Genomic DNA, 25,757 nt, shown 5'->3' with positions numbered 1-25,757 from the left:
AGCGGAAATGCCTCTTGGCAAGCTATATGACTGCGATGAGAGCGATAGCTGTTTGTCTGCATCGCTCATGTAGAGCGGATAGACGATTATGGAGGAGCGGAGCGTCGGTTATCCGGAAGAAATGATTGAATGCTGCCATTCGCAGCTTTCACACTCATGAGGGCTATCGGCCAGAGTCGATCGCTCAGGTCGGGCACCATGAATGTCCGCATTCTGACACGACTACCACACGGCGTCTCCATGTGCACCAGCAGTTAAGGCACCCCAGACCCGTCAGAGGGGAAATTCTTAGTGGTAATCCCGCGTCACATCTCAGTGGCAATCAACAGGCTACGACAATTTTTATGTGCGGAAGCGACGCAACTGTGACCCTACATTTCAAGACTATGCCGAGAGATTGAACTGAGTTACGAAACGCATATGACGATGGCTAGCTCCGAGCGTCGTGGAGCGGGGGGGAGGGACGAACTAGCGAAGATGGCAATGCAGCCGATTCAGCGATGGCAGTATCGGGTGAGTTTTGATCTCAGGGTCCGGAATGCCTACGGCGCCGCGTTCCAAGATTTCTTCTCCACCATAATGGAAGCCCGATACGGCAGCGACTTCATCAGGGTTAGGCCCTTCGGCTCGCTTGGAGACAAGGGCTGCGACGGCTACAGAAGCACCGGCGGGCAGGTTTTTCAGTGTTACGGAAAACTGGAGGACGCCGCCCCTAATGCTGCGACGATCACGAAAAAGATCGGTGAAGACTACCAGCTTGCAGGCGGTCATCTCGGTACGATCATGAAGGAATGGCACTTCGCCCACAATCTCGTAAGCGGGCTCCCAATCGAGGCGGTTCAGAAAGTTGAGGAAATCAAGCAGACCGGCGCCCACGTTGTCGGCATGTTTGGGCCAGCGAGCCTCTGGATAATTGTCGATGAACTCAGCGAAATAGAGCTCTTCAATCTTCTGGGGCCCGCCGCGACAGCGGAGGATAGCCAGAACCTGAAACTCGAGGAAGTCAGACTTCTGACGGATTCGTTAATGGCTTCGATATCGTCCGGGACCATTCTAAACAGCTCTATCAAGCCGGTGCCGTCGGACAAGCTCGCCTTCAATCAGCTTCCCGGCCACTGGGTCCAGTTGCTGACCCTTGCGTCGACCAACGGGCCATACGTCCAGCAATATTTCGAGCAGAACTCGGATGTTGAGTTAGGCGCCCGGATTGCACAGGCGTTCTCTAGTCGATATCTGGAGCTCAAGCAGGAAGCGCTTACACCCGGACAGATCATGGACGTCCTTTACGAGCAGACGACAGGCATGGGCTCGGTGACAACCGTCAGGCAGGTGGCGGCGCAGGCATTGCTGGCATACTTGTTCGATGCTTGCGAGATATTCGAGGATCAAGCCGACAAGGTTGGGACATGATTCTTCCCACAAAGCATATACCTGCGAGCCGTTCTCTAGCCGCGATCGGTGGCGAAATACTTGCCCAGCTAGAGGAACCGCGCGCGGTCTCGGAGATCTGGGAGCGGGTTCTGGCTGCGCGATGCGCAACTGGACAAGGCGCACCGCTGCCCTATGACTGGTTCGTTCTGGCGCTGACGTTCCTCAACTCGATCTTCGCGGTCGAACTGTCGGAAGGGTTGGTGGTGCGGACCGAGGGTAGGCAATGATCATATCCATTGAAAGTGACCTGCCCAGCTTCAAGCCTGTTCGGCTGAGGCCCGGATTGAACGTGCTGCTTGCCGACAAATCGCCCTCGTCGGGCGAGAAGCAGACGCGAAACAGCGCTGGCAAGTCCAGCCTTGTGGACGTCATAAACTTTCTACTCGGAAGTAAAGCATCAAGTGCCGTAGCCTGCCACGACGCACTCAAGGCTTACACGTTCTATGGAACGTTCGAACTCGGCGGCAAGCAGATCAAGGTAGGGCGCTCCGGCAATGCGCCGTCGAAAATTCTGGTCGACGAGGAGAAGGCGACTGCTTTCGGGCTAACGCCGAAGTTAGATAAAAAGACGGGTCATCACTTTGTCTCGAATGAGGTGTGGAAGGAATTCCTCGGCAACCGCCTTTTCGCGATGCCGTTTCCCACCAAGGGAACGGCGTTCGCACAATCGTTCACGCCCAGCTACCGTTCGATGATCGCCTATTTTGTCCGCCGCCGCGGCGGTTTCATACGTCCGGGTAAGCAAGCCGAGAAGCAGGCCACGTGGGACAGCCAAGTGAACCTCTCTTATCTCCTGGGCCTCGATTGGACGATACCGTTCGAGATCGAGAAGGTGCGCCAGCGCGAGAACCAACTCAAGGAACTAAAAAAAGCAGCTGAAGGCGGCGCGGTCGGAGACATCATCGGCACTGTCGCGGAACTGCGTCCGAGGGTCGTCCTGGCGGAAGCAAACGTCGAGAAGCTACGAGCGGACCTCGCGGCATTTCGCGTCGTCGACACCTACCGGGAGATGTCCGACCGTGCGTCGGCGATCCGTGGCGAGATGCTCGCAATCGAGCGCAATGCGGTGATCCTCAAGCAAACGCTGGATCATCTTGAAACCAGCTACAGGGGCGAGCAGCCGCCTGCGATCACGAATGTCGCTCGGCTCTACAGGGCAGTCGGCATCGAACTTCCTACCGTCGCGGTGCGGCGCTTCGAGGAGGTAAAGGCGTTCCATGAGTCAGTGGTGGCAAACCGACGGAAGCGTCTTCAGGAGCAGATCGACAGCACAAAATTGGAACTCTCCAACGGAGAAGTGCTCTCGGCGGCGTTAGACGGTGAGCGAAGTAAGATCCTCCAATTTCTCAAAGGCAGCGGTGCGTTCGAAGATTTCACGGCATTGCAGGAACATCTCGCCAGACGGGCGGTTGAGGCGGCAGCATTGCGCGAACGCTTCAAGGCGGCTGAGGTTCTAGAGGGCGAGAAGACGGAGCTGGAAGGCGACCGCATCAATCTGAAGCGGCGTCTGCAGGACGATCATCAGGCCCGCCAGGCTCAGCTGGATAAGGCGATCCTTTTCATCGGCGGAGCGATTGAGCAGCTCTACAGTGATCGGACCGGCGGGTTTGTCGTTGCCGCTGAAGATAGTGGTCCTGAGTTCGAGATATCGATTCAGGGAGACCGAGGTGGAGGTATCTCCCAGATCGAGATCTTCTGCTTGGACCTCGCGCTGCTATCGCTCACCTCAGACGCCAAGCGGGGTCCTGGCTTTTTGATCCATGACAGCCATCTCTTTGACGGCGTGGACGAGCGTCAGGTGTCGAAGGCTATCCAACTCGGAAAGGTGACTGCTGACCGGATCGGCGGGCAGTATCTGGTGACGATGAACTCGGACATCTTCGATCGCCTGCCGTTGCCCGCTGCGTTCGACAAGAACGCGTATGTGCTGTCCACGCGGCTGTCGGACGATGGCGAGGATGGCGGGTTGTTCGGCTTTAGGTTCGATTAAGCGCAACAATTATCGCGCGCCGATGTCGACCACCCCTAGTCATCCATGGTTTGCCCGCTAAATGGCCAGTTCTGTGATATTCAGTCTTTCACGCTTCACTTAGCAATGTCAGCTTTCGGGACGCCAGCATCACCGCTTCGACGTCTGACATGAGAGCGTAAGCGGACTATTACTACCGATGATAGATGATCCCGCTTCTGAGCGAACGATCACGATCCTGATTACAAGGGTCTTCTATCCTTTACGCTGCCCCGACAGAAGCATTTAGTTTCATGATCATTGATGATGCCACAGGCCTGCATCCATGCATGCACGATCACCGGTCCCACAAAGCTGAAACCGCGCTTTTTCAACGCAGCAGAAAGTTCATTCCCTGCTATCGAGCGTGTTGTCGTGCCTGACCCGTCCCCCATAACTGGTTTTCCCTGCACACTACCCCACACAAAATTGGCGAAATCCTCCCCCGCTTCCTGCATGACCAGATAGGCACGGGCATTGCGGATCACCGCCCTGATCTTGGTCTGCGAACGGATGATGTTCCCATTGGCCAGCAACTGACCGACTTCCTTCTCACCATAGCCCGCCACGATTTCTGGCCTGAACCCGGCAAAGGCCGCACGAAAAGCCTCCCGCCTGCTCAGAATGATCCGCCATGACAGGCCGGCCTGAAAACCGTCAAGCATGAGCTTTTCCCACAAGGCTCGGGAGTCATGTTCCGGCACACCCCATTCAGTATCATGATAGGCTTGCAGCAGGGCATCCGTGCGTGCCCAGTGACAGCGAGTACGTTCGTCGCGGGTCATCGCGCCTTGCGGAACGTCAGATTGTAGCGATAGGTACCCTTGCCGGGTGGTAGCGGTTCAACCCCATGAAAATTCATGCGTGCCTCTCTGCCCCATACCATCACGTCCCCTTCATGCAGGGTTATACGTCGTCTGGCATCACTTCGTCTCGGGCCACCCCATAGGAAAATAGCAGGCATCCCGAGCGATACGGATACGATCGGGGCGTTCATATCTCCCTCATCCAGATCCTGATGCAGCGATAACCGGGCACCCGGCGCATACCGGTTGACAAGACAGGTATCGGGACTGAAATCCGCAAAGCCTGCTCGGGCGGCGGCGTTGCGCGCCAGTTCGCGGAAGACAGGCGGCATTAGCGGCCATGCCTGCCCGCTATCGGGATCGTGTGATGTATAACCATACCCCTCGCGCCCGCTTGTCCAGCCAAACTGGCCACAACTGGTCATGGCGACCGACATACGCCGTCCGCCTGGAGTATGCATGTGCCGGAAAGGCGAATAGGTCGCGATGGTCCGGATATGAGCGAGCAACGGCGCCGCCTCTGCCATAGCAAAGCCGTGAAGAAACAGGGCACCAGCGGAAAGCATAATATCGTCACGCGCTGCGTCAAACAGGTCAGGCTGCATCATGGAAGATGACCCCCAACGTATGACGGAGTCCGGTCCGGATGCGGCTGACACCGTGGCGCAATGTGACGCGATAACTGCCACGTGTGCCTGTTTTTGGCCTTTGGTTGACAGCAAACAGCACGCCATCACCCTGCCTGAGGGGCACAACATCCACACGCGACTGCATGCGGGGGCGTTGCTCCGTCAGGACGAACTCACCCCCGGTGAAATCCCTGTCCGGGCATGACAGCAGAACGGCAAGCTGGATGGGAAAGACATGCTCCCCGTAAAGATCCTGATGCAGGCAGTTATAATCACTTGGTCCGTATCGTAATAATAGCGGTGTAGGTCGCGCCTGCCCCGCCGCGTGGCAGCGGGCAAGAAAGGTCTGGTGATCCGCAGGGAAACGGGGCGTCAGTCCCATGCGTTCCATCCAGTGGTTCGCGGTCGGAACTAGAAAAGGATAGAGTTTCTCGCGCAATGTCGTGACCAGAGATGGCAGGGGATAGGAGAAATAGCGGTATTCTCCGCGCCCGAACCCATGCCGCGCCATGATGACACGGCTGCGAAAGCCCGCCTCATTGGCATAAAGGGTCGAAAGTGACTGACACGCGGCCTCATTCAGCAGTCCGGGAATCACGGCCCAGCCATCCTCATCCAGCCTGCTGGAAATATCTTTCCAGTCTATCGTTGCAAGGCTGTCCGGACTCATGCGTCCTTTTCCCGTTCCAGTAGTGCTTTCTTACGGGCGACACCCCAGCGATAGCCCGATAATGTCCCGTCCCTGCGCACGACGCGATGACACGGAATGGCAACAGCCAGGGCATTGGCGCCACAGGCATTGGCAACCGCCCGCACGGACTCCGGATGACCGATTGCCCTGGCAATCTCGGTATAGGTTGCGGTCTGGCCGGCCGAAATGGCCCGGAGCGCGTTCCATACCCGCTGCTGGAAAGCCGTACCCCGGATATCAAGCGGCAACTCCAGCCCGACAGCTGGCGTTTCGACGAGACCCACGACCTGCGCGACATGATCCTCGTAATCAGGGTCCGCCCCGACCAGTTCCGCGTTTGAAAAGCGGTCCTGAAGATCACGGGCAAGCGTATCCGGATCGTCCCCCATGAGGATCGCCACGATCCCCCGCTCCCCTGAAGCGACAAGGATCGCGCCCAGTGAGCACTGTCCGATGGCAAAGCGCAGCCGTTCTGCCGGAGCACCACCACGCAGGACACCGGGCTTCATGCCAAGCAGACTGTCGGCCTTTTCATAAAAACGGCTGCTGGAATTATAGCCAGCCGCATAGATGGCTTCCGTCACGGTCGCAGAAGAGCGTAGAGCGCGACGCAGGCGTTCCGCACGGCAGGCTTCACCATACTGACGGGGCGAAAGCCCGGTGATACGCCTGAAGACACGCTGAAAATAGGTGGGGCTGAGCCCCGCTTCCTGTGCCAGCACATCGAGCGTTGGAGGCGTCTCGCTGGCTTCGATCATTCGGCAGGCCCGCGTCACCAGTCCGTTATGGCCGGTTTCCGCAAGCGCGCCATCCGGGTCGCAGCGTCGGCATGGACGCGCCCCTGTCGCACGTGCCTCATCGACGGTTCCATGAATACATGCGTTTTCCGCGTGCGGCCTGCGCGAGGGGCAGGAGGGGCGGCAGTAGATCCCCGTGGTGATGACGGAATACCAGAACAGGCCATCAGCCGTTCTGTCGCGCCTCAGGATCCGATCCCATCGCGGATCCTGTTCGATAGATGAAGATACAGATGCATCTGCCCGAACAGCCACCGGTATGTCTGTGCTCATCGTTGTCACGGCTGCGCTCTCCTACACCCGGTCAATACGGGCCGCGTAACATCCGCGTCTGGCATAGTGCGCATGAAGATACGCGGTTTCAAGTCTGTCGAAAAACTGTTCGATCAAGGATTCCAGTTGGGTACCTTCCACGATTTCTGCCGCAATCATGTCATGCCGGGCATCAAAGGCTCTCAACGCCATGAGACGGACCCCGAGTGAGTCCGGAATGGTGTCGATCCCATCATATTGCGCCTCGGCCCCTTCCCGAACGAAAATGGCGTGGCTTGACCGGTACGGCGTCTGCTCGGGCTGGTGTGTGTAATTCAGAAGCAACGCCGCTTTTCCCGGCTCCGCATCACGCAGTTCAACACGGTCAGGGAAGCCGGCAACTCTGTCGGCGATATGGCGACGTACATTCCGGGCGCTCAGATCGGCATCGCTCATGCCGTAGAGGTGACGGAAAGGAGCCGGGTCCAGGCCGGTTATACGGAATGACATGGTGATCTCCGGTCGATTGTCTTTCTGCTTACGACCGTAACCGCGTCCCCAGAGCGCGGCGCTCCGAATCTTGCGATCAAATTCGAATTTTTGCGGCACTGTTCGACTCACGCCGACAGACTGATTTTGAACGGCCGGTGTTTATCAATTCTGTGCGTATGCCATACTATTATTTTATTTCCGTGCTGAAATCGCGTAAATCCGACCCACAGACTTAGCGTGATCGATCGTAAAACCAGTTTCTTCCAGTTCGACGACCTGCTTAGACGGAGAAAGACGTAATTTCCGGTAACTGCTCTTCTGAAAAGTCCATCCAGCTTCATCACGCACATGAACCAGATCGTATACAACGACGCTCTCCGCCTCATATTCCAGCACACAGGTCATGATACGGTGATCATCAGCCCGGACAGGAATAAAACGATCCACTCCGGTAAGTTCCTGTGAAAAATCACGGAAGGTAAGAACAAAGCGTCCACCCGGCGCCAAAGCATCGTAAGCATCACGATAGAGTTTTGATACGTCGACCCGCTTGTCGAGATGAGTCAGCGTATCGCCCATACAGACGATTGCATCTATCGAAGTCGGTTCAACCAGCGTCGGGAAATTACGCAGGTCTGCGCGGACTGTCCTGACCTGGCAGTCTGTTCTGGCCTTTTCCAACTCTGCCAGAAGATCAGCGCTTGTATCGATGGCAATCACCGGACTGTATCCAATGTCTGCCAGAGCAAACGACTGATAACCAGGCCCGCATCCAAGATCTATGGCTGCCCCTGTCGGACCATCGCCCAGACCCAGATTTGTAAGAAGTGCTTTCTGTTCAGCAACCTTCTCCCTCAGAGGCAACCCATTCATCCACGAGCAATGGGCCGCAAGAAGTTGATCATAATGGCGTACAGCTTCGTTCATAGTCCCGTTACCATCCAAGTGAATATCTCAATCTGAACTGGAGATTCGAAATAATATTTTTTCTGTAGAGACCACTGAGGTTTCTTGCTATCCCCATGAACGCCTGAACTCCGTTCTTGGCTTTACGCTACCTCACTTCCAGTAATTTTTCATCAGTTCCGCAACCCATTCGGGCTGACGTAATTCCCCATGCGGCAGGAATTCTCGCATGACCGGTTTGATATCGATCACTGGGGTACCATCAATCGCATCCAGTCCCTCGACATGAAACTTTGTACCATCCACCGCACCAATTCTGCATATCGTAGCACCCAGTCGGTTCGGCCTGTTTTTACCTCGCTGTGCGAATATCCCGATCAGAGGCCAATCCTGCCGTCCTCGTGGATGACGTGCACCATATTCAATTTTTTCGGGCAAGACTCTGTCAAAAAGATAGATCACCTCAACATGACTGAAGCTGTCCAAACCAGCCAAGGCCTCGCTGGTAAAGCGTGCCTGGTCAAGTTCTATAGTTGCGTGGGAACCGCCCCAATTGTCATCAACAGGCGCAGTCCTTCCTCCACGAACATATCCGATCGGTTCAAGTGTATAGTCCATTTATCCCGTCCTCCTGCCGCTGCAGTGCCTAAAGATAAAGCGGTTAGGTCGTACCAATCGTGCATGATCTTTTTGCAAGCTTTTCAGCCCACTTCCGCTTCGGTGGACTGTATTGCGAAAAATTCTGAAGCAATGCCTCGACCTCATCAACGACCACAAGCATCTGGCCATAATCTGGCTTCATGAAGCCTTGATCGACCATTTGGTAGACCATGGACAAGAGAGGATTGAAATAACCATTCACGTTTAGAAAGCCACATGGCTTTTCATGAATCCCGAGTTGAGCCCAGGTCCACTGTTCGAATAGCTCTTCCAGAGTCCCCGCACCGCCGGGTAATGCTACGAACCCGTCAGCCAGTTCTGACATACGATCCTTACGCGCATGCATGTCCGAAACAACATCGAGACGGGTCAGTCCGTTATGGGCAATTTCCCGATCGACAAGCGCCTGAGGCATCACGCCTATAACCTCTCCGCCATGTACCAGTGCGGCGTCAGCAACTGCGCCCATCAGGCCGACATGACCGCCGCCATAAACGAGACCGATCCCCTGACGGGCAAGCGTCTGACCAAGCTGTTTTGCTGCATGCTGGTACACAGGGTCATGTCCAGACGCTGATCCACAGAATACGGCAATTCTCAATGCTTTTTCCTTTCCTGTACCTCGAGAGGTGGTGAAGAAATTAATGACAGGGGAGAGATCTCGCGGGCCTTTTCCACAGCCCGACGGAGCGGTGCCATATCTCCAGACGTCATGATCCACAGCGTGGCACCCTCAAGCTGCGCCAGAGTGTCTGCGGCAACTGCATTCGGGTCAGCAATATCGCCGGCCCGCAATATCTGGGCCATTTGCTCACGCAGGGCCATAAAGAACTGACAGACTGCGGCTTGGGCGTCGGGCATAGCCGACGTTACCCCGTAGGCCAGATGCAGCCCGACACAGCGTTGGCGCTCTTCAAGTGTCTTTTCAATGCGCCCGATTAAAGTTTGCCAGGTGAGCCGCCAGTCATCGTTCGGGTCCGGCAAACCTTGGAGAGTCTCTTCCAGAGTAAGTGCCAGGACTTCCGGGACAAGCGCCTCCTTATTCGGAAAACGCGTGTAAAGACTGGCCTTTTTCAGCCCAACCCGAGACGCAAGATCCTGCATGGAGGCACCATCATAACCGTGCTCCCGAAACAGCTCACGGGCCTCCATCACGATATTACGCAGCGTCGTCTTCATTTTAGCCTTTACACCCGACCGATCGGTAGCTTTTATAACTTCGCCTGAGTTTAGAGGCAAGAAAGATGGGGAAAGGTTACGAGACGATGCAACTCTATGATCTCGAACTGTCCGGAAACTGCTACAAGGTGCGCCTGTTCGCGGCCCTTACCGGAATTGAGCTGGAGCTTATCCCCGTTGACCTGAGCGCAGGCGAACAGAAGAGTGCTGCCTTCACAGCCCTCAATCCCTGGCAGGAAGTGCCGGTGCTCGTCGATGGACCAACCGTCATCCGGGACTCCCAGGCCATTCTTGTCTATCTCGCTGCAAAGCTTGAGACACGGAACTGGTGGCCGGAAGATGGTCGTTCGCAGGCCCTGATCATGGAATGGCTGTCAGTGGCAGCATCCGAAATTCGTAACGGGCCGAATACGGCACGACTGATCCGCAAATTCGGATATCCGCTGGATATGGACGCGGCACTCCGCTGGACAGATCGGCTTCTGCCTCGAATTGACGCCCATCTTGCCACTCATGACTGGCTGGCACTGGGACACCCGACCATCGCAGATTGCGCCGTATTTCCCTATCTCGCGCTCGGGCCTGAAGGCGGTATTGACCTCACACCCTACGCTGCCCTGCAACGCTGGTTCGAACGGGTTCGTACGCTGCCCGGTTTTATACGGATGCCTGGCCTGTCATGATGCAACATCCTCGATACCGGCGATGTTAACCGGGTGAGCGATTACACTACGAAACAGCGTGCTTCATGCAGATCTTCGCCTCCACACTGGCCTATGCATATGGAGGCACGCCAGCGTCTGCCTGCTCGGCACAGGACGTGGCCTCGCAGACTAACGCTGGCGTGCCTCGAAAACCGGAAAGCGTATTATGAGGACAGATCGATCACGATCTTTCCAAAGTGCTTCGCGCTCTGAAGATAGTCGTAGGCCTCACCTGCCTGTTCGAAAGGAAAGACCCTGTCGATGACAGGATGGATCTCCTGGTGGGTCAGAAACGCATTCATTTCCCGAAAGTGGTCCCCGGAGCCCACAGTAATTCCGTCAATGCTGGCATTGGTGCTGCGGATGCGATCGATATCCGGGCGCGGCCCGAAGCCGGTCAGCACGCCTATCTGGGCAATGTGGCCACCGGCCCCGATCGATTTGATGGATCGGGGGTAGGTCTCCGGTCCGCCCAGTTCCAGGACATGGCTGACACCGTCTCCATGGGCAAGCGTGTTGACAGCTTCATCCCAGTCCGGCGTCCTGACATAATTGATCAGCTCGGATGCACCCAGTTTCCGGGCACGTGAAAGCTTTTCGTCGGAAGACGAGATGATGATGACCCGCGCTCCCCTGGCTACGGCAAACTGAAGCGCAAACAGCGCCACGCCACCTGTCCCCTGAACAAGCACGGTATCGCCTTCGCGCAGATGTCCCCTGACCATGAGCGCCTGCCATGCCGTCACTGCAGCACACGGTAACGTCGCAGCCTCCTCAAAGGAGAGATGCACAGGCTTTGCGATGAGTGACCCGGCCGGGACGCTGACATAGTCCTGCAGGACGCCTTCCGTGTTGGGACCACCAAAGGCCGAACGCATGTTGAACTGCCCCGGGTTTACCGGAGAGCGATTTGTTCAGTAATCAGGCAGCGATATCAAGCCTGCTCTGATCTGCATAGAAGGCTCGTTCGGCTTCGGCAGGAGGCCTGTAGCCGATTGGCGCCAGCAGGCGTCGATTATTATACCAGTCCACCCACTTGAGGGTTTCCCATTCGACCTGCGCCATGGATTTCCATGGTCCCAGATGATGGATGACCTCGGCCTTGTATAAACCGTTGATCGTTTCCGCCAGTGCATTGTCGTAGCTGTCCCCAACCGTGCCGACCGAGGCGTCTATGTCAGCCAGCGCCAGGCGTTCGGTATATCGGATCGACAGGTATTGTGATCCACGGTCCGAATGATGGATCAGCGGCTTGTTTCCCGCGGGCTTTCGTTGCCAGATGGCCTGTTCAAGGGCATCGAGCACGAACTGGGTGGTCATGGACGTCGAGACTTTCCAGCCCACGATCCTGCGGGCGAACACATCGATGACGAACGCCACATAAACCATGCCATTCCAGGTCTGGACATAGGTAAAGTCCGAGACCCAGAGCTGGTTGGGGGCCTCGGCCCGGAACTGCCGGTTGACCCTGTCATCGGGACAGGGGCGCGCCGTATCCGGACGGGTCGTGATGACCTTCCGGCCCCGGATTACACCCTTCAGACCCATCTTGCGCATCAGACGCTCAACAGTGCAGCGCGCAACCTGTCGTCCTTCACGCTGCAGGCTGTGCCAGACCTTGCGCGCACCATAAACAGCACGGTTGTCCTGCCAGATCCGACGGATATGTTCCATCAACTCCCTATCGCGCCGTGCACGCGGGCTGGCCCTGGCCGGTTCTCTTGCTATGACCGCCTGCTGGTAAAACGTGGACGGGGCAATCGGCAGAACGCGACAGATTGGCTCGACCCCATAATCGGCACAGCAGGTTTCAATAAACGCGATCATTTGCGAAACGGGCGGTCGAGCTCCGCCTGCGCAAAATAAGCCGAAGCCTTCTTCAGGATCTCATTGGCCTGACGCAGTTCACGGACCTCACGCTCCAACGCCTTGATCCGTGCCGTCTCGGCCGAGGTCGGCCCCGGTTGCGCCCCAGCGTCCCGTCGGGCCTGCTTCCACCAGTCGTGCAGGCTGTCGCCCGAGCAGCCAAGCTTGCCACCAATCTCGCGACAGGCCGCCGATAGGCTCGGGTAATCCGAGCGATGCTCGTCCAGAAGGCGCACGGCGCGCTCACGGAACTCAGGCGAATAACGCGATGTTTTCTTCTCTGCCATAGGGCTCATCCTCCGAGAGTTTTACTCTCCGGTAAACCCGGGGCAGTTCATGTAGTCATTTCGAAAGATACCGCCGATCCAGTCCCGAAAGAACGGAATGCATACAAGATCGCCTTCCTTCCAGTCAGCTACGCCCTTCCCTACTGCTGCAACAAGACCTGCAGCATCAGAAAGTGGCACGCGGCCAGCGGCTGCCGTCATGGCCGGATCCCCCAGAAGAAGCAGATCCCGATAATTCAGGCTGGCGGCCTGTATTTTCACCAGAACCTCGCCCGGAACAGGCGAAGGATCCGGCGCTTCATCCAGAACGGGACGGACGCCATTTTCGGTATGTTTCAGTCGGTAAAGTCGCATGTGCATATTCTCCGTGCGGTGATGCGACAGGCACGCTAAGGTCTGACAGCGCTGTCAGGGTCAAGGAGAAAATGATGAAGATCGGCGAGCTGGCCCGTCGGACAGATGTGAGTATCCGCATGCTGCGCTATTACGAACAGGAAGGCCTGCTTGCGCCCGATCGACAGGAATCCGGCTATCGGGACTATTCGGAAGGCGATGAGATCGCGGTCCGGCGCATCCAGATGCTCACCGAAGCGGGCCTGAAACTGGACGCGATCCGTCAGTTGCTGCCCTGTATCCTGACCGATGACCCAAGCTTCCAGCCCTGTGATAACTTGCGCGCCATTCTGCAACGTGAACGACGGAAGATGGACGCACAGATCGACCGCCTTCAGGCCAGCAGGGATATGCTGGGGCGCTACATCGATCAGACTGGTTAACCTGCTACGCCAGAGTCAGGACGGGTTCCAACTGCTGATTGTCCTGTCTTACCGGGTGACGGATCGGGCTGTCTGACCGAAGAGGATTTTCTTCCCCTCTTCCGTCACGCCTGGTCGCGCTGACAGGTCTTTCCCTTTCTCATAGGCCCGTATCGTTGCCGGTCGCGCGGCGATGGCATCAAACCAGCGCTTCAGGTTCGGAAACTCCTCAAGGTCCTGCTGCTGGCGCTGCCACGGCACGACCCATGGATAGCTGGCCATATCCGCAATGCTGTATTCGGCACCACCGAGGAATGGCACCCGCGCCAGACGCCGGTCCATCACGCCATACAGACGGTTGGTCTCGTTGACATAGCGTGTGATGGCGTAGGGAATTTTCTCTGGCGCATACTGTCCGAAATGATGGTTCTGCCCCGCCATCGGTCCCAGACCGCCAACCTGCCAGAACAGCCATTCGGTGACCGCCGTGCGGCCCCGGATATCCTCAGGCAGAAACCGCCCCGTTTTTTCTGCGAGGTAGAGGAGGATTGCCCCTGATTCAAAAATGCTGATGGCTTCACCGCCATCTTTCGGGCTCCGGTCAATTATCGCGGGCATCCGGTTATTGGGAGAAATGGCCAGAAACTCCGGCCGGAACTGGTCCCCCGCGCTGATATCGACAGGATGAATGGTGTAATCCAGCCCGGCTTCTTCCAGAAACAGCGTGATCTTGTGACCGTTCGGGGTCGGCCAGTAGAAAAGATCGATCATGGAACGCGTCCTTTCTCAGAGGGTCGTCGGCTTCAACACGTCAGACAGCCAGATGTTCAGATCCCGGATTTCAGCCTCGGTGATTGTATGATCCATGGGATAGGTCCGCCAGGTTATGTCATATCCCCAGTCGGCCAGATGACGGCGCGCTGCGTCAGCAAGTGCCAGCGGAACAATGCCGTCCCGTGTTCCATGTCCCATGAAGATCGGTGTGGCGCGGCTTGCGGCAGTACGTTCCCGGCCGGTTGCGGGTGCCAGGGGCAGATAACCCGACAGATCGGCGATCCCGGCCAAAGGACACGAATAGCGCAGGCCGGTCATCAGCGACATTGCGCCGCCCTGCGAAAATCCGCCGATCACAATGCGCTCCGGCGCCATTCCCCGCTCGATTTCCCGATCGATCAGCCGCGTGAAATACGCCGCTGCTTCCTTCAGTCCGGCCTCATCCTCCCGCGCCACGAAATTCTGGTCCAGCAGATCATACCAGGCTGGCATCCGCTCGCCCCCACAGACGGAAACCGACCTGACCGGCGCATTGGGCAGGACAAAACGCACGGCGCCCACTGTGCTCAGATCCAGCGCCTGCGCCACGGGCCGGAAAGTCTCGCCGCTGGCGCCAAGTCCATGAATGAGAATGATGGTGGCCACCGGATCGGGGCCGGTCGTAAATTCCAGCGGGACGCGGGATGTCATCATGATGGCTGCTCCTCCTGTATCGCCTGTACCTAGTCACAGCGACGTGACCGCAGGCTTGATAGAGACCATGATACGAATACATACGTATTTCTCGCAAGCGTCATGGAGCCTGTCATGAAACTCGAAATCTGGTCTGACTATGCCTGCCCCTACTGTTATATCGGCAAGCGCTTTCTCGAAGCCGCCCTGGCCGAATTCGAACATGCCCCTGAAGTCGAAATCGTCTTCCAGGCCTTCGAACTCGATCCGACGTCGGGTCCGGCGGTAACCACCACAACGCTCGACCGCATCATGCGAAAATACGGCAAAAGCCGAAGCGACGCTCAGGCCATGATCGACCACATCACATCCATGGGCGACCGATGCGGCCTCGACATGCGCTATGCCTCAGTCCGCTACACCAACACCTTCGACGCGCACCGGCTGACCAAATTTGCTGAGCAGCACGGTCGCGGCGCGGAGATGACGGAACGGCTGTTCCGGGCCTATTTCACCGACAATGCCCCCCTCGCCGACCATGACGTACTTGTCGGCCTTGTGCAGGATGTCGGTCTTGATGGCGATGCCGCGCACGCCACGCTAACGAGCACCGACTTCGCCGAAGATGTCAGGCGTGATGAAACCCGTGCGTCGCAGGCCGGCATTCATGGTGTGCCCTTCTTTGCCTTCGACGGCGCCTACGCTCTTTCAGGCGCGCAGCCGAAAGCACAATTGCTGGCCGCCCTGCGCCAGTCATGGAACAATGCGCGCAAAACCGCGTCCGAGAGCCCTACCAGCGGCATGACCTGCGACAGCACGGGCTGCGTTATCCCGCCTTCCGGCTCCGGCACTCCCTGAGCAAAGGCCGTCCCGCCTGTGCTTTCGTCAGGCAGGCGCACCTTGGCGGGAGCGGTCGTATTCGGAAATCGTCTCCTGCGTGAGCGGGTCGCTGACAAGCGGGCCAAGGATGGAATCCAGCAGACCCGGAAAGCGACTGTCCAGATCTTCGCGCCGCAACTCAAGACGGTATTCCCGACCGATATGGCGCTGCCAGACCACACCGCTGTCACGCAGGGCGCGCCAGTGATGGGTCATGGTGGATTTCGGAATCTGCGGGAGCACATCACAGCAGGGGTGTTCGCCACCCACGGCAATTGTCCGGACCGCGGCAAGACGGATGGGATTACCCAATGCCGTCAGCACGGCTTCAAGCCGGATATCCTCGCGTTTCGGATGACGTGCAATCATGCGTGAATTGGTACGCGTATCATGGGTACGGGTCAAGAAAACCCTGCTTCCCAGCCTCCGTCACACACCAGTTTCTCGATAAGGCTGGTCTTTGGTCCGTATGTACGTATATGTTCGTATTAAAGAGACTCGTTCATGACGCCCGGAGGCCGCCTTGCCATCCAATTTCCTGCTCCATACCCAGAGGCCAAAGCGGAGCGCCGCAGCACCACGCCCGGCCTGGCTAACTCTTGTTGCCCTGCTGCCGGGCCTCACAGGCTGCACAGTCGGCCCGACCTACAAGGCACCCCAACCACCGAATGCCGCAACATTCGGCGAAACCCGGTCGGAAACAGCGACCATAGCTTCGTTCAACTCCCCGTATCAGGCCGCCGGGAAGCCAGGCTCCGACTGGTGGCGTCTCTTTCGTTCGCCCCGGCTGGACGGCCTCGTCACCGAGGCACTCCGGAACAACTGGTCGATCCAGGCAGCCCAGGCCAACCTGCGCAAGGCGGCCGAGGGACTTCATGCCGCGCAAGGCAGCCTGATGCCCCAGATCGACGCCACCGGCACCGAAGGACGGCAGGAATATGGGGCCGCCCTGTTCGGCCCCTGGGCATGGACCTTCCCGGCTTTCTCCGCCTACTCGGCAGGTCTCGACCTTTCGTATGATCCCGATATTTTCGGAGGCAACCATCGTCTGATCCAGATGGCTGGCGCGCAAAAGGATGCCGAAAGGGAGCGCCGGGACGTCACGATGTTGCTGGTGGTCGGCGACACGGTCCTGACCGCCTTCGAAGCCGCCTCGACAGCAGAGCAGATTGCTGTCGTTCATGACGTAATCAGCACCGACCGGGAAACGCTTCGTCTGGCGATACGCGCCTGGCAGGCGGGCAGGAGACCCCGACTGGATGTCGTGACGGCCGAAGCGCAGTTGGCGCACGACCAGTCTCTCCTGCCGTCGCTGATCAATGCCCATGAAGCCGCGCGAACGACACTGGCCGTCCTGACCGGACATTCGCCCGCCAACTGGACCGCACCGACCCTGACCCTCGCCGATTTCAGCCTTCCGCCAGACATCCCTGTGGTCGTGCCCTCCAACCTTGTCCATGCCCGTCCGGATATCATCGGCGCCGAAGCCATGATGCGCGCGACGAATGCCGAAATCGGTGCCCGGACGGCTGACCTGTATCCCCGCCTGACCCTCAGTGCGGCCGCCGCTGCCGAAGGTCTGATGGGTGGCCCCGCCGGTGCGGCGTGGCGCCTGATCGGCGGCGCTGCTCTGCCGCTGTTCCACGGCGGCACCCTGAAGGCCCGGAAAAAACAGGCGGAAGATGACTATCGGATCGCTTTCGATCACTACCAGTCAGTGGTCATCAACGGCTTTCGGGAGGTCGCCGATAGTCTGAACGGCCTGAAGAACGCGTCGACGGAACTGGACAACCAGCTTCAGGCCCTGACCTCGGCCGATGATGCGCTGACCCTGAGTCAGGCCGGGTATCAGGCGGGTCGGGAAAACATCCTCCAGCCGATCAACGCCCGCCGGCTCGTTCTGCTCGCACGCCAGAACACGGTGCGGGCACAGACCGAAATGTTCCGTCAGACGGTGCGGATCATGGTGGCGACGGGCGGTGGCCTGGCCGACGCCCATGTCACATCCGATCAGTGGCGATCCGTCCGGCTCGCGGCGCGATGACCGGCATCTGATGCGCGTTCGGCCTCCAATGTCCGGACTTTCCAGCCTTTTAGGTACGTATATCCGCGTATACCAATAACTTCAGGAGATATCTGTGCGACGCTTCTCCGTCCCCTGGCGCCATGTCACCGCTCTCGCGGTGCTGATGTCTCTGCCCGCCGCCGGCAGGGCTGCCGACGCTCCGGCAACGGCGGTATCCGTCTGGCCGGTCAGACCCGTCCCCTTCGCCGCCCATATCGAGACGATCGGTCAGGTCGAGCCGTTCCAGGGGGTAACGCTCTCCCCTGAAATCGCCGGCCGGATCACTGAACTGGATTTCGATTCCGGGGCGATCGTCCGGAAAGGCCAGCTGCTCCTGGTCATCAATGACGCACCGGAACAGGGCGAGCTGATCCGCCAGAGCGGCGAATTGCGCGCGGCCGAGGCCGATCTGGCCCGTGCCCGTTCTCTCATCCGGACCGGCGTGGAGAGCCACGAGGATCTGGAGACAGCCACGGCGCGCTTCGAAGCCGCGAAAGGCAATGTCGCCAGAGTGCAGGCGGTGATCGACCAGAAGCATATCCGCGCACCCTTCGATGGTGCCGTCGGGATCAGACGCGTCAATCTCGGCCAGTATCTGAATCCGGGTGATGCCATCGCCACGCTGACGTCCTACGCCCGGATGCGGGTCAACTTCATTCTGGCCGAAGAAAATGCCGCCAGCGTGCATCTTGGCCAGATCGTCCACACCACACTCGACACCGATCCAGACCATCACTTCGACGCAGTTGTTACCGCCATCGACCCGAAAATCGACGGGTCACGAACGCTGTCGGTCCAAGCCCTCCTCAATGATCCCCCGCCCGATCTCCATCCGGGAACTTATGCGCATGTGAGTCTCACAGCGACCGTCGCACCACGCATGGTTGTGCCGGAAACGGCAGTTACGTACTCGGCCTATGGCGAAACCGTCTTTGTAGAGCGCCCGTCTGACAAAGGCCTCGCTGTCCACCCGACAGCAATACGCGAAAGCGATCGACGCATGGGCTGGGTCGCCATTGACGACGGGTTGAAGCCGGGCGATCGCGTCGTCAGCAGCGGTCAGAACCGTCTCGTGGACGGCATAACGGTGCGCGAAACTCCTGAGGTTCTTCCTATGGCTGGCCTGGAAGGACTGGCACAATGAGTTTCACTGATCGCTTTCTTCGGCGGCCTGTCCTCGCGATTGTCGTGACGATCCTGATTGTTCTCTTCGGGATCAAGGGCCTCAATTCCATCGCTACACGTCAATATCCAACCCTCGAAACCTCCACGATTCTGATCTCGACCCGCTATCCGGGCGCGTCATCCGACCTCATGCAGGGCTTCGTGACCCAGCCGATCAGCGAGGCCGTCGCGTCCGTCGAGGGCATTGATTACCTTTCCTCCACCACCACGCAGGGCCTCAGCGTGGTGACGGTGCGCATGATGCTGAATTATGATTCCATGCGCGCCCTGACCGACGTGATGTCCAAGGTGAACGCCGTCAAATACCGGCTGCCGGAAGGCGCGTATGATCCGGTCATCAAACGCACCTCGGGCGGCTTCACCGCCGTCGCCTATATTGGTTTTGCCAGCACGACGCGGCCTCTTTACGAAATCTCGGATTATATCCACCGGGTCGCAGCACCGATGCTCTCGGGCATAGAGGGTGTATCCGAGATCAGTTATTTCGGAGAGCAGCGCCTTTCGATGCGCCTCTGGCTCGATCCCGAAAAACTGGCCGCCAACGACATGACAGGTGAGGATGTCGCGCAGGCCATCCGGGAAAACAATTTCCAGGCAGCACCCGGCCGGATCCGGGGCGTTTATACGATCAGCAATATCAACCTCAACACGGATCTGAAAACGGTCGAGGAATTCCGTGACATGGTACTGCGCTCGACCGGTGGCCGGGTTATCCGGGTGCGGGACATCGGACGCGCCGAACTCGGACCGGACAATACCGATACCAGCTCGCAGACCAGCACGCTTCGGCCGCCGAACGGCAAGCCGACACCCCGACCTTCGATCTTCGTGGGTCTGGAGCCGTCGCCGACGGGCAACCCGCTGACGATCATCTCGCGTCTCAACGAGATCATGCCGAAACTCAAGGCGACGCTCCCGCCGGGAATTGATGTCCGCGTTCCTTACGAGACCGCGCATTTCATCCAGGCGTCGATCGATGAAGTGACCGAGACCTTCATCGAGGCGCTGCTCATCGTGATCCTGGTGATCTACCTCTCCCTCGGCACCGTGCGGGCGGTGATCGTGCCTATCGCCACTATACCCCTCTCGATGCTCGGTGCCGTCGGCCTGATGTACACCTTCGGGTTCAGCCTGAATTTGCTCACCTTGCTGGCGATGGTGCTGTCGATCGGGCTCGTGGTCGATGACGCCATCGTCGTGATCGAGAACGTCCATCGCCATATCGAAGAGGGCAAATCCCCCTTCGACGCCGCGTTACTTGGGGCGCGTGAGGTGGCAGGCCCTGTTGTCGCGATGACCCTCACACTTACAGCGGTTTACGCCCCGATCGCTTTCATGGGCGGACTGACGGGCACGCTGTTCCGGGAATTCGCGCTCACGCTGGCCGGGTCCGTCATCGTCTCCGGTGTCGTCGCACTCACCCTGTCGCCGCTCATGAGTGCAAAATTGCTCAAAACGAAAGAAAAGGAAGGATTCATGGAACGAATGGCCGAGCATGCCTTCGGTTTCATGACCGCGCGCTATGAAACCGTGCTCGATTTTTCGCTGCGGCATCGCTGGGTTCCGCTCGGCACGGCGGCGGTGATCTTCCTTCTTATTCCGGTGATGCTGCACGTGTCCCAGAGCGAACTGGCACCCAATGAGGACCAGGACATTGTCTATACGGCGGTCAAGGCTCCGCAATATGCCAATCTTCATTATGTCGAGACGTACGCCCAGACACTTTACGAGAAGATGTCTGAAATCCCGGAAGGCCATAGCCATTGGCAGATGAACGGAATTGACGGGATCGCCAACAGCGTCGGCGGTGTCAATCTCGATGACTGGGGCAAGCGCAGGCGTAACGCCGATCAGATCCAGACGGACCTGCAACAGCGTGTTGCTTCCATCCAGGGGACCAGCGTTTTCGTGTTTCAGATGGGGGCGCTGCCAGGTTCAACCGGTGGCCTGCCTGTTCAGATGGTCGTTCGCAGTGATGATACCTATCGCAACGTCTTCAGCGTCATGTCACACCTGCGGGAAGAAGCCTCTAAAAGCGGTCTGTTTGCCGTGGTCGATAGCGACCTCGCCTTCGATAATCCGGTTGTTCGGGTCACAGTCGATCGGACGAAAGCCAATGCGCTCGGGATCCGTATGGAGCGGATCGGCAACGCACTGAACACGCTGATCGGGGAAAACTACGTCAATCGCTTTGGCTATTATGGCCGGTCCTATGACGTGATCCCGCAGGCCGTTCCCCTGTCCCGCCTGACGCCGGACGCGCTGAAGACCTATTATATGCGCGACCAGAACGGCCATCAGGTACCGCTGTCGGCCCTGGCCAGCGTGCGGGTCGATGTCGAACCCAACCGTCTACCCCAGTTCGGCCAGCAGAATTCCGCCACGTTTCAGGCCATTCTCGCCAAAGGTGTTACGATGGGTGACGCAGTGAGCTTCCTGAAGGTAAAGGCAGCGGAGTTCCCGCCCGGCTACAGCTATGACTGGCAGTCTGATTCACGACAGTATGTACAGGAAGGAAACGCTCTGATTTTTGCATTCCTTTTCGCACTGATCGCCATCTATCTTGTGCTGTCGGTTCAGTACAACAGCTTCACTGATCCTGTGATCATCCTTGTCAGTGTGCCGTTATCCGTGTTTGGCGCCCTTATTCCGCTCGCCCTCGGTGTGACGACCTTAAACATCTATACTGAAATCGGACTCATTACGTTAATCGGGCTGGTGAGCAAGCATGGCATCCTGATGGTCGAGTTCGCAAACGAGATCCTTCATCGTGACAATGTAGACCGCAGGACAGCAATCGAGACGGCGGCCGCCATCCGTTTCCGACCGATCATCATGACCACAGCAGCAATGGTCGTGGGGCTTGCGCCCCTGGTCATCGCTACTGGGGCAGGCGCAAACAGCCGCTTCGGACTGGGAACGGTGATTGTCGTCGGCATGATCGTCGGCACGAGCATGACGCTGTTCGTGCTGCCCTCGGTCTACACGGTCATCAGGCCGCACCGTAGCAAAACGGTCTAATGCGCTATAAGCAAACTCCTCAACTTATAGCGAGCCACTGCGTCCGCCAGAGAGGCAGGCAAGTGGGGAGAAACGGAAGGTCTGCTATTAGGCACAAAATTTCAATAGTGAACGTTTTTATGGTAAAGGTGTCCAGATTTTGACCTGAAGTCATCAGTTTTACATGATGAGGAAATGAGTTCCCGGCGTTGGCTAATCGCTCGTGGAAAAAGCCTCTACATCGTCTTGCAAAAGCTTATGACGCTTTCCATCTATATCTAGTCGCAACTTGTATAGTGATATCGCAGTAATTTTTTATCGGAGAGAAGAATATCTAATGGCTGATTTCTTTGAAATAGATTTATTAGGTGTCGAAACAAAAAAGAGTGGCGATGCAATAGCAATTCGCTATGAATTGGCAGGAGAGACGACCATCCACGTTGTTGATGGGGGGTATACTACCAGTGGGGAGTGTCTTCGAGACCTCATCAACAAGTATTACGATAATCCGACATTCATCAATCGTGTGGTCGCGACGCATAACGATGGGGATCACGCACATGGTCTAATCGCAATTCTCGAACATTTTGAGGTCGGTGAACTATGGATGCTCCGCCCGTGGGAGTATGCGGAAGAACTCATTGAGCATTTTAGTACTTATGAGAGTGTACCACACCTACGAGGCGCCCTGCGGCGTGCGTACGCTAACCTTGCAGCTCTTGAAGATATAGCGATTGACAAGGGCATTCCAATCCATGAACCGTTCCAAGGGGCGCAGATCGGTGCATTCCACGTCATGGCCCCCTCGCGGGAGCGGTACCTCGATCTCATTTTAACGTCGAACAAAACGCCGGAAAGCTTGGGGATCGAATCCAGAGTCGACAGTATTTTGGGTACCATCATGGAGAAGGCGAAGACAGCAGTCGCGTTGCTCCGAGCATCATGGGGAGCGGAAGCCTTTCCGCCAGGAGATACGAGCAACGAAAATGAGATGAGTGTAGTCCAGTACGCTATGCTGAATGGCAAGAAAATCCTGTTAACTGCTGATACGGGACGAAACGGTCTACAGGAGGTCATCGACTATGCACCATATGTCGGTTTGACCCTTCCGGGGATCGACAGATTCCAAGTTCCACACCATGGTGGGCGACACAATGTTAACACGGATTTACTAAACGCTATTGTAGGCCCAATTCTCCAGGAGCAGCAGGAGACAGGGCATTTTCAGGCCTACATCAGCTCAGCGAAGGCAGATGAAGACCACCCCCGTAAAGTCGTGCAACGCGCGCTTATCCATCGTGGTGCAAATCTTTACATGACCGAGGGCCAAAATATCCGTATGTCGGGCGGCGCCGCGCCATCACGGCCCGATTACACGCGATCGGTACCTACCGCATATCCAGATTCTTATGAGGAGGCTTGACGGTGGCGATACCAACCCAGAATGGTATTGCACAGCTATTCGATAGCTATGGTCGGCAGGCCAGACTGTTTCCTGCTCTTCTAGCGATCTTTCCTCCCCTTCTCACCATACTGGCCTGGTTCCCGTGGCTTCTGCTTTCCAGTGGCGGTGCGACCCTTCTTACATTAGCGACGTCATGCGGCCTTCTGTACGCGCTTGGCTCATATGCTCGCACCAAGGGCAAGCGGCTTGAGCCAAAACTACTGAAGAGGTGGGGCGGATGGCCGACAACACTACTTTTGCGGCATGACAGCGAACTCGATCAGCACACTCGGCTGCGTTACCACACATATCTGGCAGGCGTAGTACCCGAAAATCTATCCTTCCCCACGGTTCAGGAAGAGCAAGCGAATCTCGCAGGCGCCGATGCGGTGTATGATTCAGCAGTACGATGGTTGAAAGAAAGAACGCGAGGCAAAGAGTTTGCGATGGTGGAGCGCGAGAATGCGCAATATGGGTTTCGTCGTAATTTGCTGGGTCTCAAGCCTTTCGCACTTGCCCTTTGCTTCCTGACGTTGGTCATCACGATGCTCACAATTTTTAACAAAGCCCCTAATTTCGTGGATTCGATAAGAAATTGTGACTTTGCGGCGTTAGCAAAAGTAGCATCTGATCTTGGCCCCGCTATCCTAGCTACATTTGCGGTCAATCTGTTTGCCATGCTTGCGTGGTTTTTTGTCGTGACCAAGCACTGGGTTCGGGAGGCAGGGTTCCAGTATGCCTACGCTTTACTCGCCGTGTGCGATATGACAACCAACGCGACGAATAAGAAAAGGAAAAAGGCTGTTTAGTGGACAAGGATCAGATCTATCTGCCAGCAGACATGCTGCCGCGTCCCTTCCGATGCGAGGTCAATATGCGCAATGCGGGTTTTCTATAGCACGCCTATATGCGGGATGGACCGTTACACAGCCTAACCCGGCAAGCGAACTTTGTACCAATCATGTCCGCTTTACGGAAAACAATTTAGCGCCTCGTATGACCAAAATGAGGCGAAAACCGTCTGTCTGCTGGACGTTCCGTAAACAGACAGACGGCTTAGACGGATACTTTGGTGAACAAATGGCTGCTCCCGTCATCCACCGGAAACAGTCGTCGAGTTTCAGCACCAGCGAGTTTGCGATGGAAGGATCTGTCACACTGGTCTTCGGCAACTCCCTCATTCCCTGCCACCTGTTTCCCATGTGTCTCTCGCGATACGACCTGTTACCCCTTTGCCGACGACCTACGAGATAGAAAACGCGCCAGAGCTGGTCCTGTGAGCAGAACACAGAAAAACCGGGCGACCTGCATGGCAATGACGAAAGGCATGTCCACTTTTGTGGTCGAGGCGATAATGGAGACGGAATCAGCCCCACCAGGGCTGGTTGCAAGATAAGCCGTCAGCAGATCCACATGCGCCAGCCGGGCCAGCACCAATGCAAAGCCGCCACACACCGCAATCAGCGCGAGGATGGAACCCAGCACACGTGGAAAGACACGTCCGGCATAAGCCAGCACATCTGGCGTAAACCGCATGCCGATGCCCCACCCGACCAGGGCATAGGCCGCGACCAGCAGAAGATGCGGCTGTTCGATCGGCAGATGGGCGCCAAGCCTTGCAGCCATCCCGATCCCCATGGGAACAAGCAGTCCCCCGGCCGGCACGCGCAGACGGGTGCCCAGAGCGCTCCCTGCCAGTGCGATCACCAGCGCCAGTAAAACTCCATGCCATGAAAGGGTCTGCGCCACGACCAGCGGGGCGGACGGCGTTCCGGCCACGCGCGCAATAACAGCCGCAATGACGGCGCAGCACGCCACGCGCAGATATTGCATGAAGGCGACGAGCCGCATATCCGCCCCGTATGATTCCGCCATCAGGGTCATGACCGTGGCCGCACCGGGTGATGAGCCCCAGATCGCGGTATTGCCGGGTAGCAGGCGCGAACGTGTCAGCAGCCAGCCGAGAAGGGCTGCCGCAGACAGGGTAGAAAACGTACCGGCGACAAAGACCGGCCAGCTGGCTGCCATTTCGTGAAAGATCGAGGCTGAAAGATAGCTGGCGATCATGACCCCGACCACGCCCTGCGCACCGAGAAAGGCCCAGCGGGGAATACGGACCGCGCCGCCCCGTGTGGCCAGTACGACCGCCGCCCCCAGTGGTCCCAGCAGCGGCGCGGCTGGCAGGCGTAAAGCGGCCAGAAGCATACCGGAAACCAGCGAAAGCAGCGCCAGTAAGCCCCATCGCCCGGCCAGCAGCCATGCGGACGGCCCCACC

General features: G+C 57.6%; 27 protein-coding genes and 1 other annotated feature. Of the genes, 11 read left to right on the top strand and 16 right to left on the bottom strand.

From position 1 onward, the window contains the following. Positions 1-477: 477 nt before the first annotated feature. Genes AC1RQ9_RS14785 through AC1RQ9_RS14775 form a run of 3 tightly spaced genes read left to right on the top strand, consistent with a single transcriptional unit; the run spans position 478 to position 3,421 of the window. Positions 478-1,410, top strand: coding sequence for an ABC-three component system protein (locus AC1RQ9_RS14785; RefSeq protein WP_485987549.1), 933 nt, complete (start codon positions 478-480; stop codon positions 1,408-1,410). Beyond that, positions 1,407-1,658, top strand: a complete 252-nt coding sequence (locus AC1RQ9_RS14780; RefSeq protein WP_485987548.1) for an ABC-three component system middle component 6 — start codon at positions 1,407-1,409, stop codon at positions 1,656-1,658. The genes AC1RQ9_RS14785 and AC1RQ9_RS14780 overlap by 4 nt, the downstream gene beginning before the upstream one ends. Then, positions 1,655-3,421 carry an ABC-three component system protein gene (locus tag AC1RQ9_RS14775; RefSeq protein WP_485987546.1) on the top strand — a complete coding sequence of 589 codons (1,767 nt, stop codon included), beginning with the start codon at positions 1,655-1,657 and terminating at the stop codon, positions 3,419-3,421. Before AC1RQ9_RS14780 ends, AC1RQ9_RS14775 begins: the two co-directional genes overlap by 4 nt. Positions 3,422-3,642: 221 nt before the next feature. Here the strand turns inward: AC1RQ9_RS14775 and AC1RQ9_RS14770 are convergent, their stop codons facing one another. The 9 genes from AC1RQ9_RS14770 to AC1RQ9_RS14730 form a co-directional block, all read right to left on the bottom strand. Next, a complete protein-coding gene (locus AC1RQ9_RS14770; RefSeq protein ID WP_485987544.1) occupies positions 3,643-4,224 on the bottom strand; it encodes a DNA-3-methyladenine glycosylase I in 582 nt (193 codons plus the stop codon). Further along, positions 4,221-4,850, bottom strand: a complete 630-nt coding sequence (alkB, locus tag AC1RQ9_RS14765; protein WP_485987551.1) for a DNA oxidative demethylase AlkB — start codon at positions 4,848-4,850, stop codon at positions 4,221-4,223. Before alkB ends, AC1RQ9_RS14770 begins: the two co-directional genes overlap by 4 nt. After that, positions 4,840-5,544: a 2OG-Fe(II) oxygenase gene (locus AC1RQ9_RS14760; RefSeq protein ID WP_485987543.1), complete on the bottom strand. Its 705-nt coding sequence runs from the start codon at positions 5,542-5,544 to the stop codon at positions 4,840-4,842. Before AC1RQ9_RS14760 ends, alkB begins: the two co-directional genes overlap by 11 nt. Then, complete coding sequence (gene ada / locus AC1RQ9_RS14755; RefSeq protein WP_485987542.1) at positions 5,541-6,635, bottom strand: bifunctional DNA-binding transcriptional regulator/O6-methylguanine-DNA methyltransferase Ada; 1,095 nt, start codon at positions 6,633-6,635, stop codon at positions 5,541-5,543. The genes AC1RQ9_RS14760 and ada overlap by 4 nt, the downstream gene beginning before the upstream one ends. A 21-nt stretch (positions 6,636-6,656) precedes the next feature. Then, a complete protein-coding gene (locus tag AC1RQ9_RS14750) occupies positions 6,657-7,223 on the bottom strand; it encodes a DUF1203 domain-containing protein (RefSeq protein ID WP_485987540.1) in 567 nt (188 codons plus the stop codon). 75 nt (positions 7,224-7,298) lie between these two features. Further along, positions 7,299-8,033 (bottom strand): class I SAM-dependent methyltransferase, encoded by a 735-nt coding sequence (locus AC1RQ9_RS14745; RefSeq protein WP_485987538.1) that lies wholly within the window; start codon positions 8,031-8,033, stop codon positions 7,299-7,301. 132 nt (positions 8,034-8,165) lie between these two features. Next, entirely contained in the window at positions 8,166-8,630 is a 465-nt protein-coding gene (locus AC1RQ9_RS14740) for an SAM-dependent methyltransferase (RefSeq protein WP_485987537.1), read from the bottom strand. 43 nt (positions 8,631-8,673) lie between these two features. Further along, positions 8,674-9,273 (bottom strand): LOG family protein, encoded by a 600-nt coding sequence (locus AC1RQ9_RS14735; RefSeq protein ID WP_485987536.1) that lies wholly within the window; start codon positions 9,271-9,273, stop codon positions 8,674-8,676. Beyond that, a complete protein-coding gene (locus AC1RQ9_RS14730) occupies positions 9,270-9,851 on the bottom strand; it encodes a TetR/AcrR family transcriptional regulator (protein ID WP_485987534.1) in 582 nt (193 codons plus the stop codon). Before AC1RQ9_RS14730 ends, AC1RQ9_RS14735 begins: the two co-directional genes overlap by 4 nt. 86 nt (positions 9,852-9,937) lie before the next feature. Between AC1RQ9_RS14730 and AC1RQ9_RS14725 the strand changes: the two genes are divergently transcribed. Next, the gene (locus AC1RQ9_RS14725; protein ID WP_485987533.1) at positions 9,938-10,534 is read left to right on the top strand and encodes a glutathione S-transferase family protein; all 597 of its coding nucleotides are present in this window, start codon (positions 9,938-9,940) and stop codon (positions 10,532-10,534) included. A 185-nt stretch (positions 10,535-10,719) separates the two neighbouring features. Here AC1RQ9_RS14725 and AC1RQ9_RS14720 read toward each other — a convergent pair whose 3' ends face one another. The 3 genes from AC1RQ9_RS14720 to AC1RQ9_RS14710 form a co-directional block, all read right to left on the bottom strand. Beyond that, positions 10,720-11,433 carry a zinc-dependent alcohol dehydrogenase family protein gene (locus tag AC1RQ9_RS14720; protein ID WP_485987531.1) on the bottom strand — a complete coding sequence of 238 codons (714 nt, stop codon included), beginning with the start codon at positions 11,431-11,433 and terminating at the stop codon, positions 10,720-10,722. Between the two features lie 43 nt (positions 11,434-11,476). Further along, a protein-coding gene (locus tag AC1RQ9_RS14715; protein WP_485987530.1) for an IS3 family transposase occupies positions 11,477-12,708 on the bottom strand; the annotation gives its coding sequence in 2 pieces (ribosomal slippage) (positions 11,477-12,417 and positions 12,417-12,708; 1,233 coding nt in all). After that, positions 12,308-12,424: a sequence feature (AL1L pseudoknot), on the bottom strand. (Overlaps the previous gene by 117 nt.) A 21-nt stretch (positions 12,709-12,729) precedes the next feature. Continuing rightward, positions 12,730-13,062: an alcohol dehydrogenase catalytic domain-containing protein gene (locus tag AC1RQ9_RS14710; RefSeq protein ID WP_485987529.1), complete on the bottom strand. Its 333-nt coding sequence runs from the start codon at positions 13,060-13,062 to the stop codon at positions 12,730-12,732. A gap of 71 nt (positions 13,063-13,133) precedes the next feature. Between AC1RQ9_RS14710 and AC1RQ9_RS14705 the strand changes: the two genes are divergently transcribed. Beyond that, positions 13,134-13,484 carry a MerR family transcriptional regulator gene (locus tag AC1RQ9_RS14705; RefSeq protein WP_485987528.1) on the top strand — a complete coding sequence of 117 codons (351 nt, stop codon included), beginning with the start codon at positions 13,134-13,136 and terminating at the stop codon, positions 13,482-13,484. 48 nt (positions 13,485-13,532) lie between these two features. On the opposite strand, the gene AC1RQ9_RS14700 is transcribed toward AC1RQ9_RS14705, so the two are convergent. Both AC1RQ9_RS14700 and AC1RQ9_RS14695 read right to left on the bottom strand, forming a co-directional pair. Beyond that, a complete protein-coding gene (locus AC1RQ9_RS14700; protein WP_485987527.1) occupies positions 13,533-14,234 on the bottom strand; it encodes a glutathione S-transferase N-terminal domain-containing protein in 702 nt (233 codons plus the stop codon). A 15-nt stretch (positions 14,235-14,249) separates the two neighbouring features. After that, on the bottom strand, positions 14,250-14,930 hold the full coding sequence (locus tag AC1RQ9_RS14695) for an alpha/beta hydrolase (RefSeq protein WP_485987526.1): 681 nt from the start codon (positions 14,928-14,930) through the stop codon (positions 14,250-14,252). Between the two features lie 114 nt (positions 14,931-15,044). Between AC1RQ9_RS14695 and AC1RQ9_RS14690 the strand changes: the two genes are divergently transcribed. Continuing rightward, positions 15,045-15,767: a DsbA family oxidoreductase gene (locus AC1RQ9_RS14690; RefSeq protein ID WP_485987525.1), complete on the top strand. Its 723-nt coding sequence runs from the start codon at positions 15,045-15,047 to the stop codon at positions 15,765-15,767. A gap of 27 nt (positions 15,768-15,794) precedes the next feature. Here AC1RQ9_RS14690 and AC1RQ9_RS14685 read toward each other — a convergent pair whose 3' ends face one another. Further along, the gene (locus AC1RQ9_RS14685) at positions 15,795-16,193 is read right to left on the bottom strand and encodes an ArsR/SmtB family transcription factor (protein WP_485987524.1); all 399 of its coding nucleotides are present in this window, start codon (positions 16,191-16,193) and stop codon (positions 15,795-15,797) included. Between the two features lie 118 nt (positions 16,194-16,311). Here AC1RQ9_RS14685 and AC1RQ9_RS14680 point away from each other — a divergent pair, with 118 nt between their 5' ends. The 5 genes from AC1RQ9_RS14680 to AC1RQ9_RS14660 all read left to right on the top strand — a co-directional run bounded on the left by AC1RQ9_RS14680 (position 16,312) and on the right by AC1RQ9_RS14660 (position 24,291). Continuing rightward, complete coding sequence (locus AC1RQ9_RS14680; protein ID WP_485987522.1) at positions 16,312-17,832, top strand: efflux transporter outer membrane subunit; 1,521 nt, start codon at positions 16,312-16,314, stop codon at positions 17,830-17,832. A gap of 94 nt (positions 17,833-17,926) precedes the next feature. Beyond that, complete coding sequence (locus tag AC1RQ9_RS14675; RefSeq protein ID WP_485987520.1) at positions 17,927-18,997, top strand: efflux RND transporter periplasmic adaptor subunit; 1,071 nt, start codon at positions 17,927-17,929, stop codon at positions 18,995-18,997. Beyond that, positions 18,994-22,059 (top strand): efflux RND transporter permease subunit, encoded by a 3,066-nt coding sequence (locus tag AC1RQ9_RS14670; RefSeq protein ID WP_485987519.1) that lies wholly within the window; start codon positions 18,994-18,996, stop codon positions 22,057-22,059. The genes AC1RQ9_RS14675 and AC1RQ9_RS14670 overlap by 4 nt, the downstream gene beginning before the upstream one ends. 316 nt (positions 22,060-22,375) lie before the next feature. After that, positions 22,376-23,461: a ComEC/Rec2 family competence protein gene (locus AC1RQ9_RS14665; protein WP_485987518.1), complete on the top strand. Its 1,086-nt coding sequence runs from the start codon at positions 22,376-22,378 to the stop codon at positions 23,459-23,461. A gap of 2 nt (positions 23,462-23,463) precedes the next feature. Further along, the gene (locus AC1RQ9_RS14660) at positions 23,464-24,291 is read left to right on the top strand and encodes a hypothetical protein (protein ID WP_485987517.1); all 828 of its coding nucleotides are present in this window, start codon (positions 23,464-23,466) and stop codon (positions 24,289-24,291) included. 415 nt (positions 24,292-24,706) lie between these two features. Here the strand turns inward: AC1RQ9_RS14660 and AC1RQ9_RS14655 are convergent, their stop codons facing one another. Next, positions 24,707-25,756 carry an AbrB family transcriptional regulator gene (locus AC1RQ9_RS14655; RefSeq protein WP_485987516.1) on the bottom strand — a complete coding sequence of 350 codons (1,050 nt, stop codon included), beginning with the start codon at positions 25,754-25,756 and terminating at the stop codon, positions 24,707-24,709. Position 25,757: the final 1 nt, after the last annotated feature.

Source organism: Komagataeibacter ossonobensis (assembly GCF_057359305.1).
Note: the sequence above shows the minus strand (reverse complement) of the source record. Positions and strands in the feature narration are given on the sequence as shown.

What these genes read in the sequence shown, in the direction of transcription:
- AC1RQ9_RS14785 (WP_485987549.1), top strand. Translation starts at nt 478, where the DNA reads ATGGCAATGCAGCCGATTCAGCGATGGCAGTATCGGGTGAGTTTTGAT.
- AC1RQ9_RS14780 (WP_485987548.1), top strand. Translation starts at nt 1,407, where the DNA reads ATGATTCTTCCCACAAAGCATATACCTGCGAGCCGTTCTCTAGCCGCG.
- AC1RQ9_RS14775 (WP_485987546.1), top strand. Translation starts at nt 1,655, where the DNA reads ATGATCATATCCATTGAAAGTGACCTGCCCAGCTTCAAGCCTGTTCGG.
- AC1RQ9_RS14770 (WP_485987544.1), bottom strand. Translation starts at nt 4,224, where the DNA reads ATGACCCGCGACGAACGTACTCGCTGTCACTGGGCACGCACGGATGCC.
- alkB (WP_485987551.1), bottom strand. Translation starts at nt 4,850, where the DNA reads ATGCAGCCTGACCTGTTTGACGCAGCGCGTGACGATATTATGCTTTCC.
- AC1RQ9_RS14760 (WP_485987543.1), bottom strand. Translation starts at nt 5,544, where the DNA reads ATGAGTCCGGACAGCCTTGCAACGATAGACTGGAAAGATATTTCCAGC.
- ada (WP_485987542.1), bottom strand. Translation starts at nt 6,635, where the DNA reads ATGAGCACAGACATACCGGTGGCTGTTCGGGCAGATGCATCTGTATCT.
- AC1RQ9_RS14745 (WP_485987538.1), bottom strand. Translation starts at nt 8,033, where the DNA reads ATGAACGAAGCTGTACGCCATTATGATCAACTTCTTGCGGCCCATTGC.
- AC1RQ9_RS14740 (WP_485987537.1), bottom strand. Translation starts at nt 8,630, where the DNA reads ATGGACTATACACTTGAACCGATCGGATATGTTCGTGGAGGAAGGACT.
- AC1RQ9_RS14730 (WP_485987534.1), bottom strand. Translation starts at nt 9,851, where the DNA reads ATGAAGACGACGCTGCGTAATATCGTGATGGAGGCCCGTGAGCTGTTT.
- AC1RQ9_RS14725 (WP_485987533.1), top strand. Translation starts at nt 9,938, where the DNA reads ATGCAACTCTATGATCTCGAACTGTCCGGAAACTGCTACAAGGTGCGC.
- AC1RQ9_RS14720 (WP_485987531.1), bottom strand. Translation starts at nt 11,433, where the DNA reads ATGCGTTCGGCCTTTGGTGGTCCCAACACGGAAGGCGTCCTGCAGGAC.
- AC1RQ9_RS14710 (WP_485987529.1), bottom strand. Translation starts at nt 13,062, where the DNA reads ATGCGACTTTACCGACTGAAACATACCGAAAATGGCGTCCGTCCCGTT.
- AC1RQ9_RS14705 (WP_485987528.1), top strand. Translation starts at nt 13,134, where the DNA reads ATGATGAAGATCGGCGAGCTGGCCCGTCGGACAGATGTGAGTATCCGC.
- AC1RQ9_RS14700 (WP_485987527.1), bottom strand. Translation starts at nt 14,234, where the DNA reads ATGATCGATCTTTTCTACTGGCCGACCCCGAACGGTCACAAGATCACG.
- AC1RQ9_RS14695 (WP_485987526.1), bottom strand. Translation starts at nt 14,930, where the DNA reads ATGATGACATCCCGCGTCCCGCTGGAATTTACGACCGGCCCCGATCCG.
- AC1RQ9_RS14690 (WP_485987525.1), top strand. Translation starts at nt 15,045, where the DNA reads ATGAAACTCGAAATCTGGTCTGACTATGCCTGCCCCTACTGTTATATC.
- AC1RQ9_RS14670 (WP_485987519.1), top strand. Translation starts at nt 18,994, where the DNA reads ATGAGTTTCACTGATCGCTTTCTTCGGCGGCCTGTCCTCGCGATTGTC.
- AC1RQ9_RS14665 (WP_485987518.1), top strand. Translation starts at nt 22,376, where the DNA reads ATGGCTGATTTCTTTGAAATAGATTTATTAGGTGTCGAAACAAAAAAG.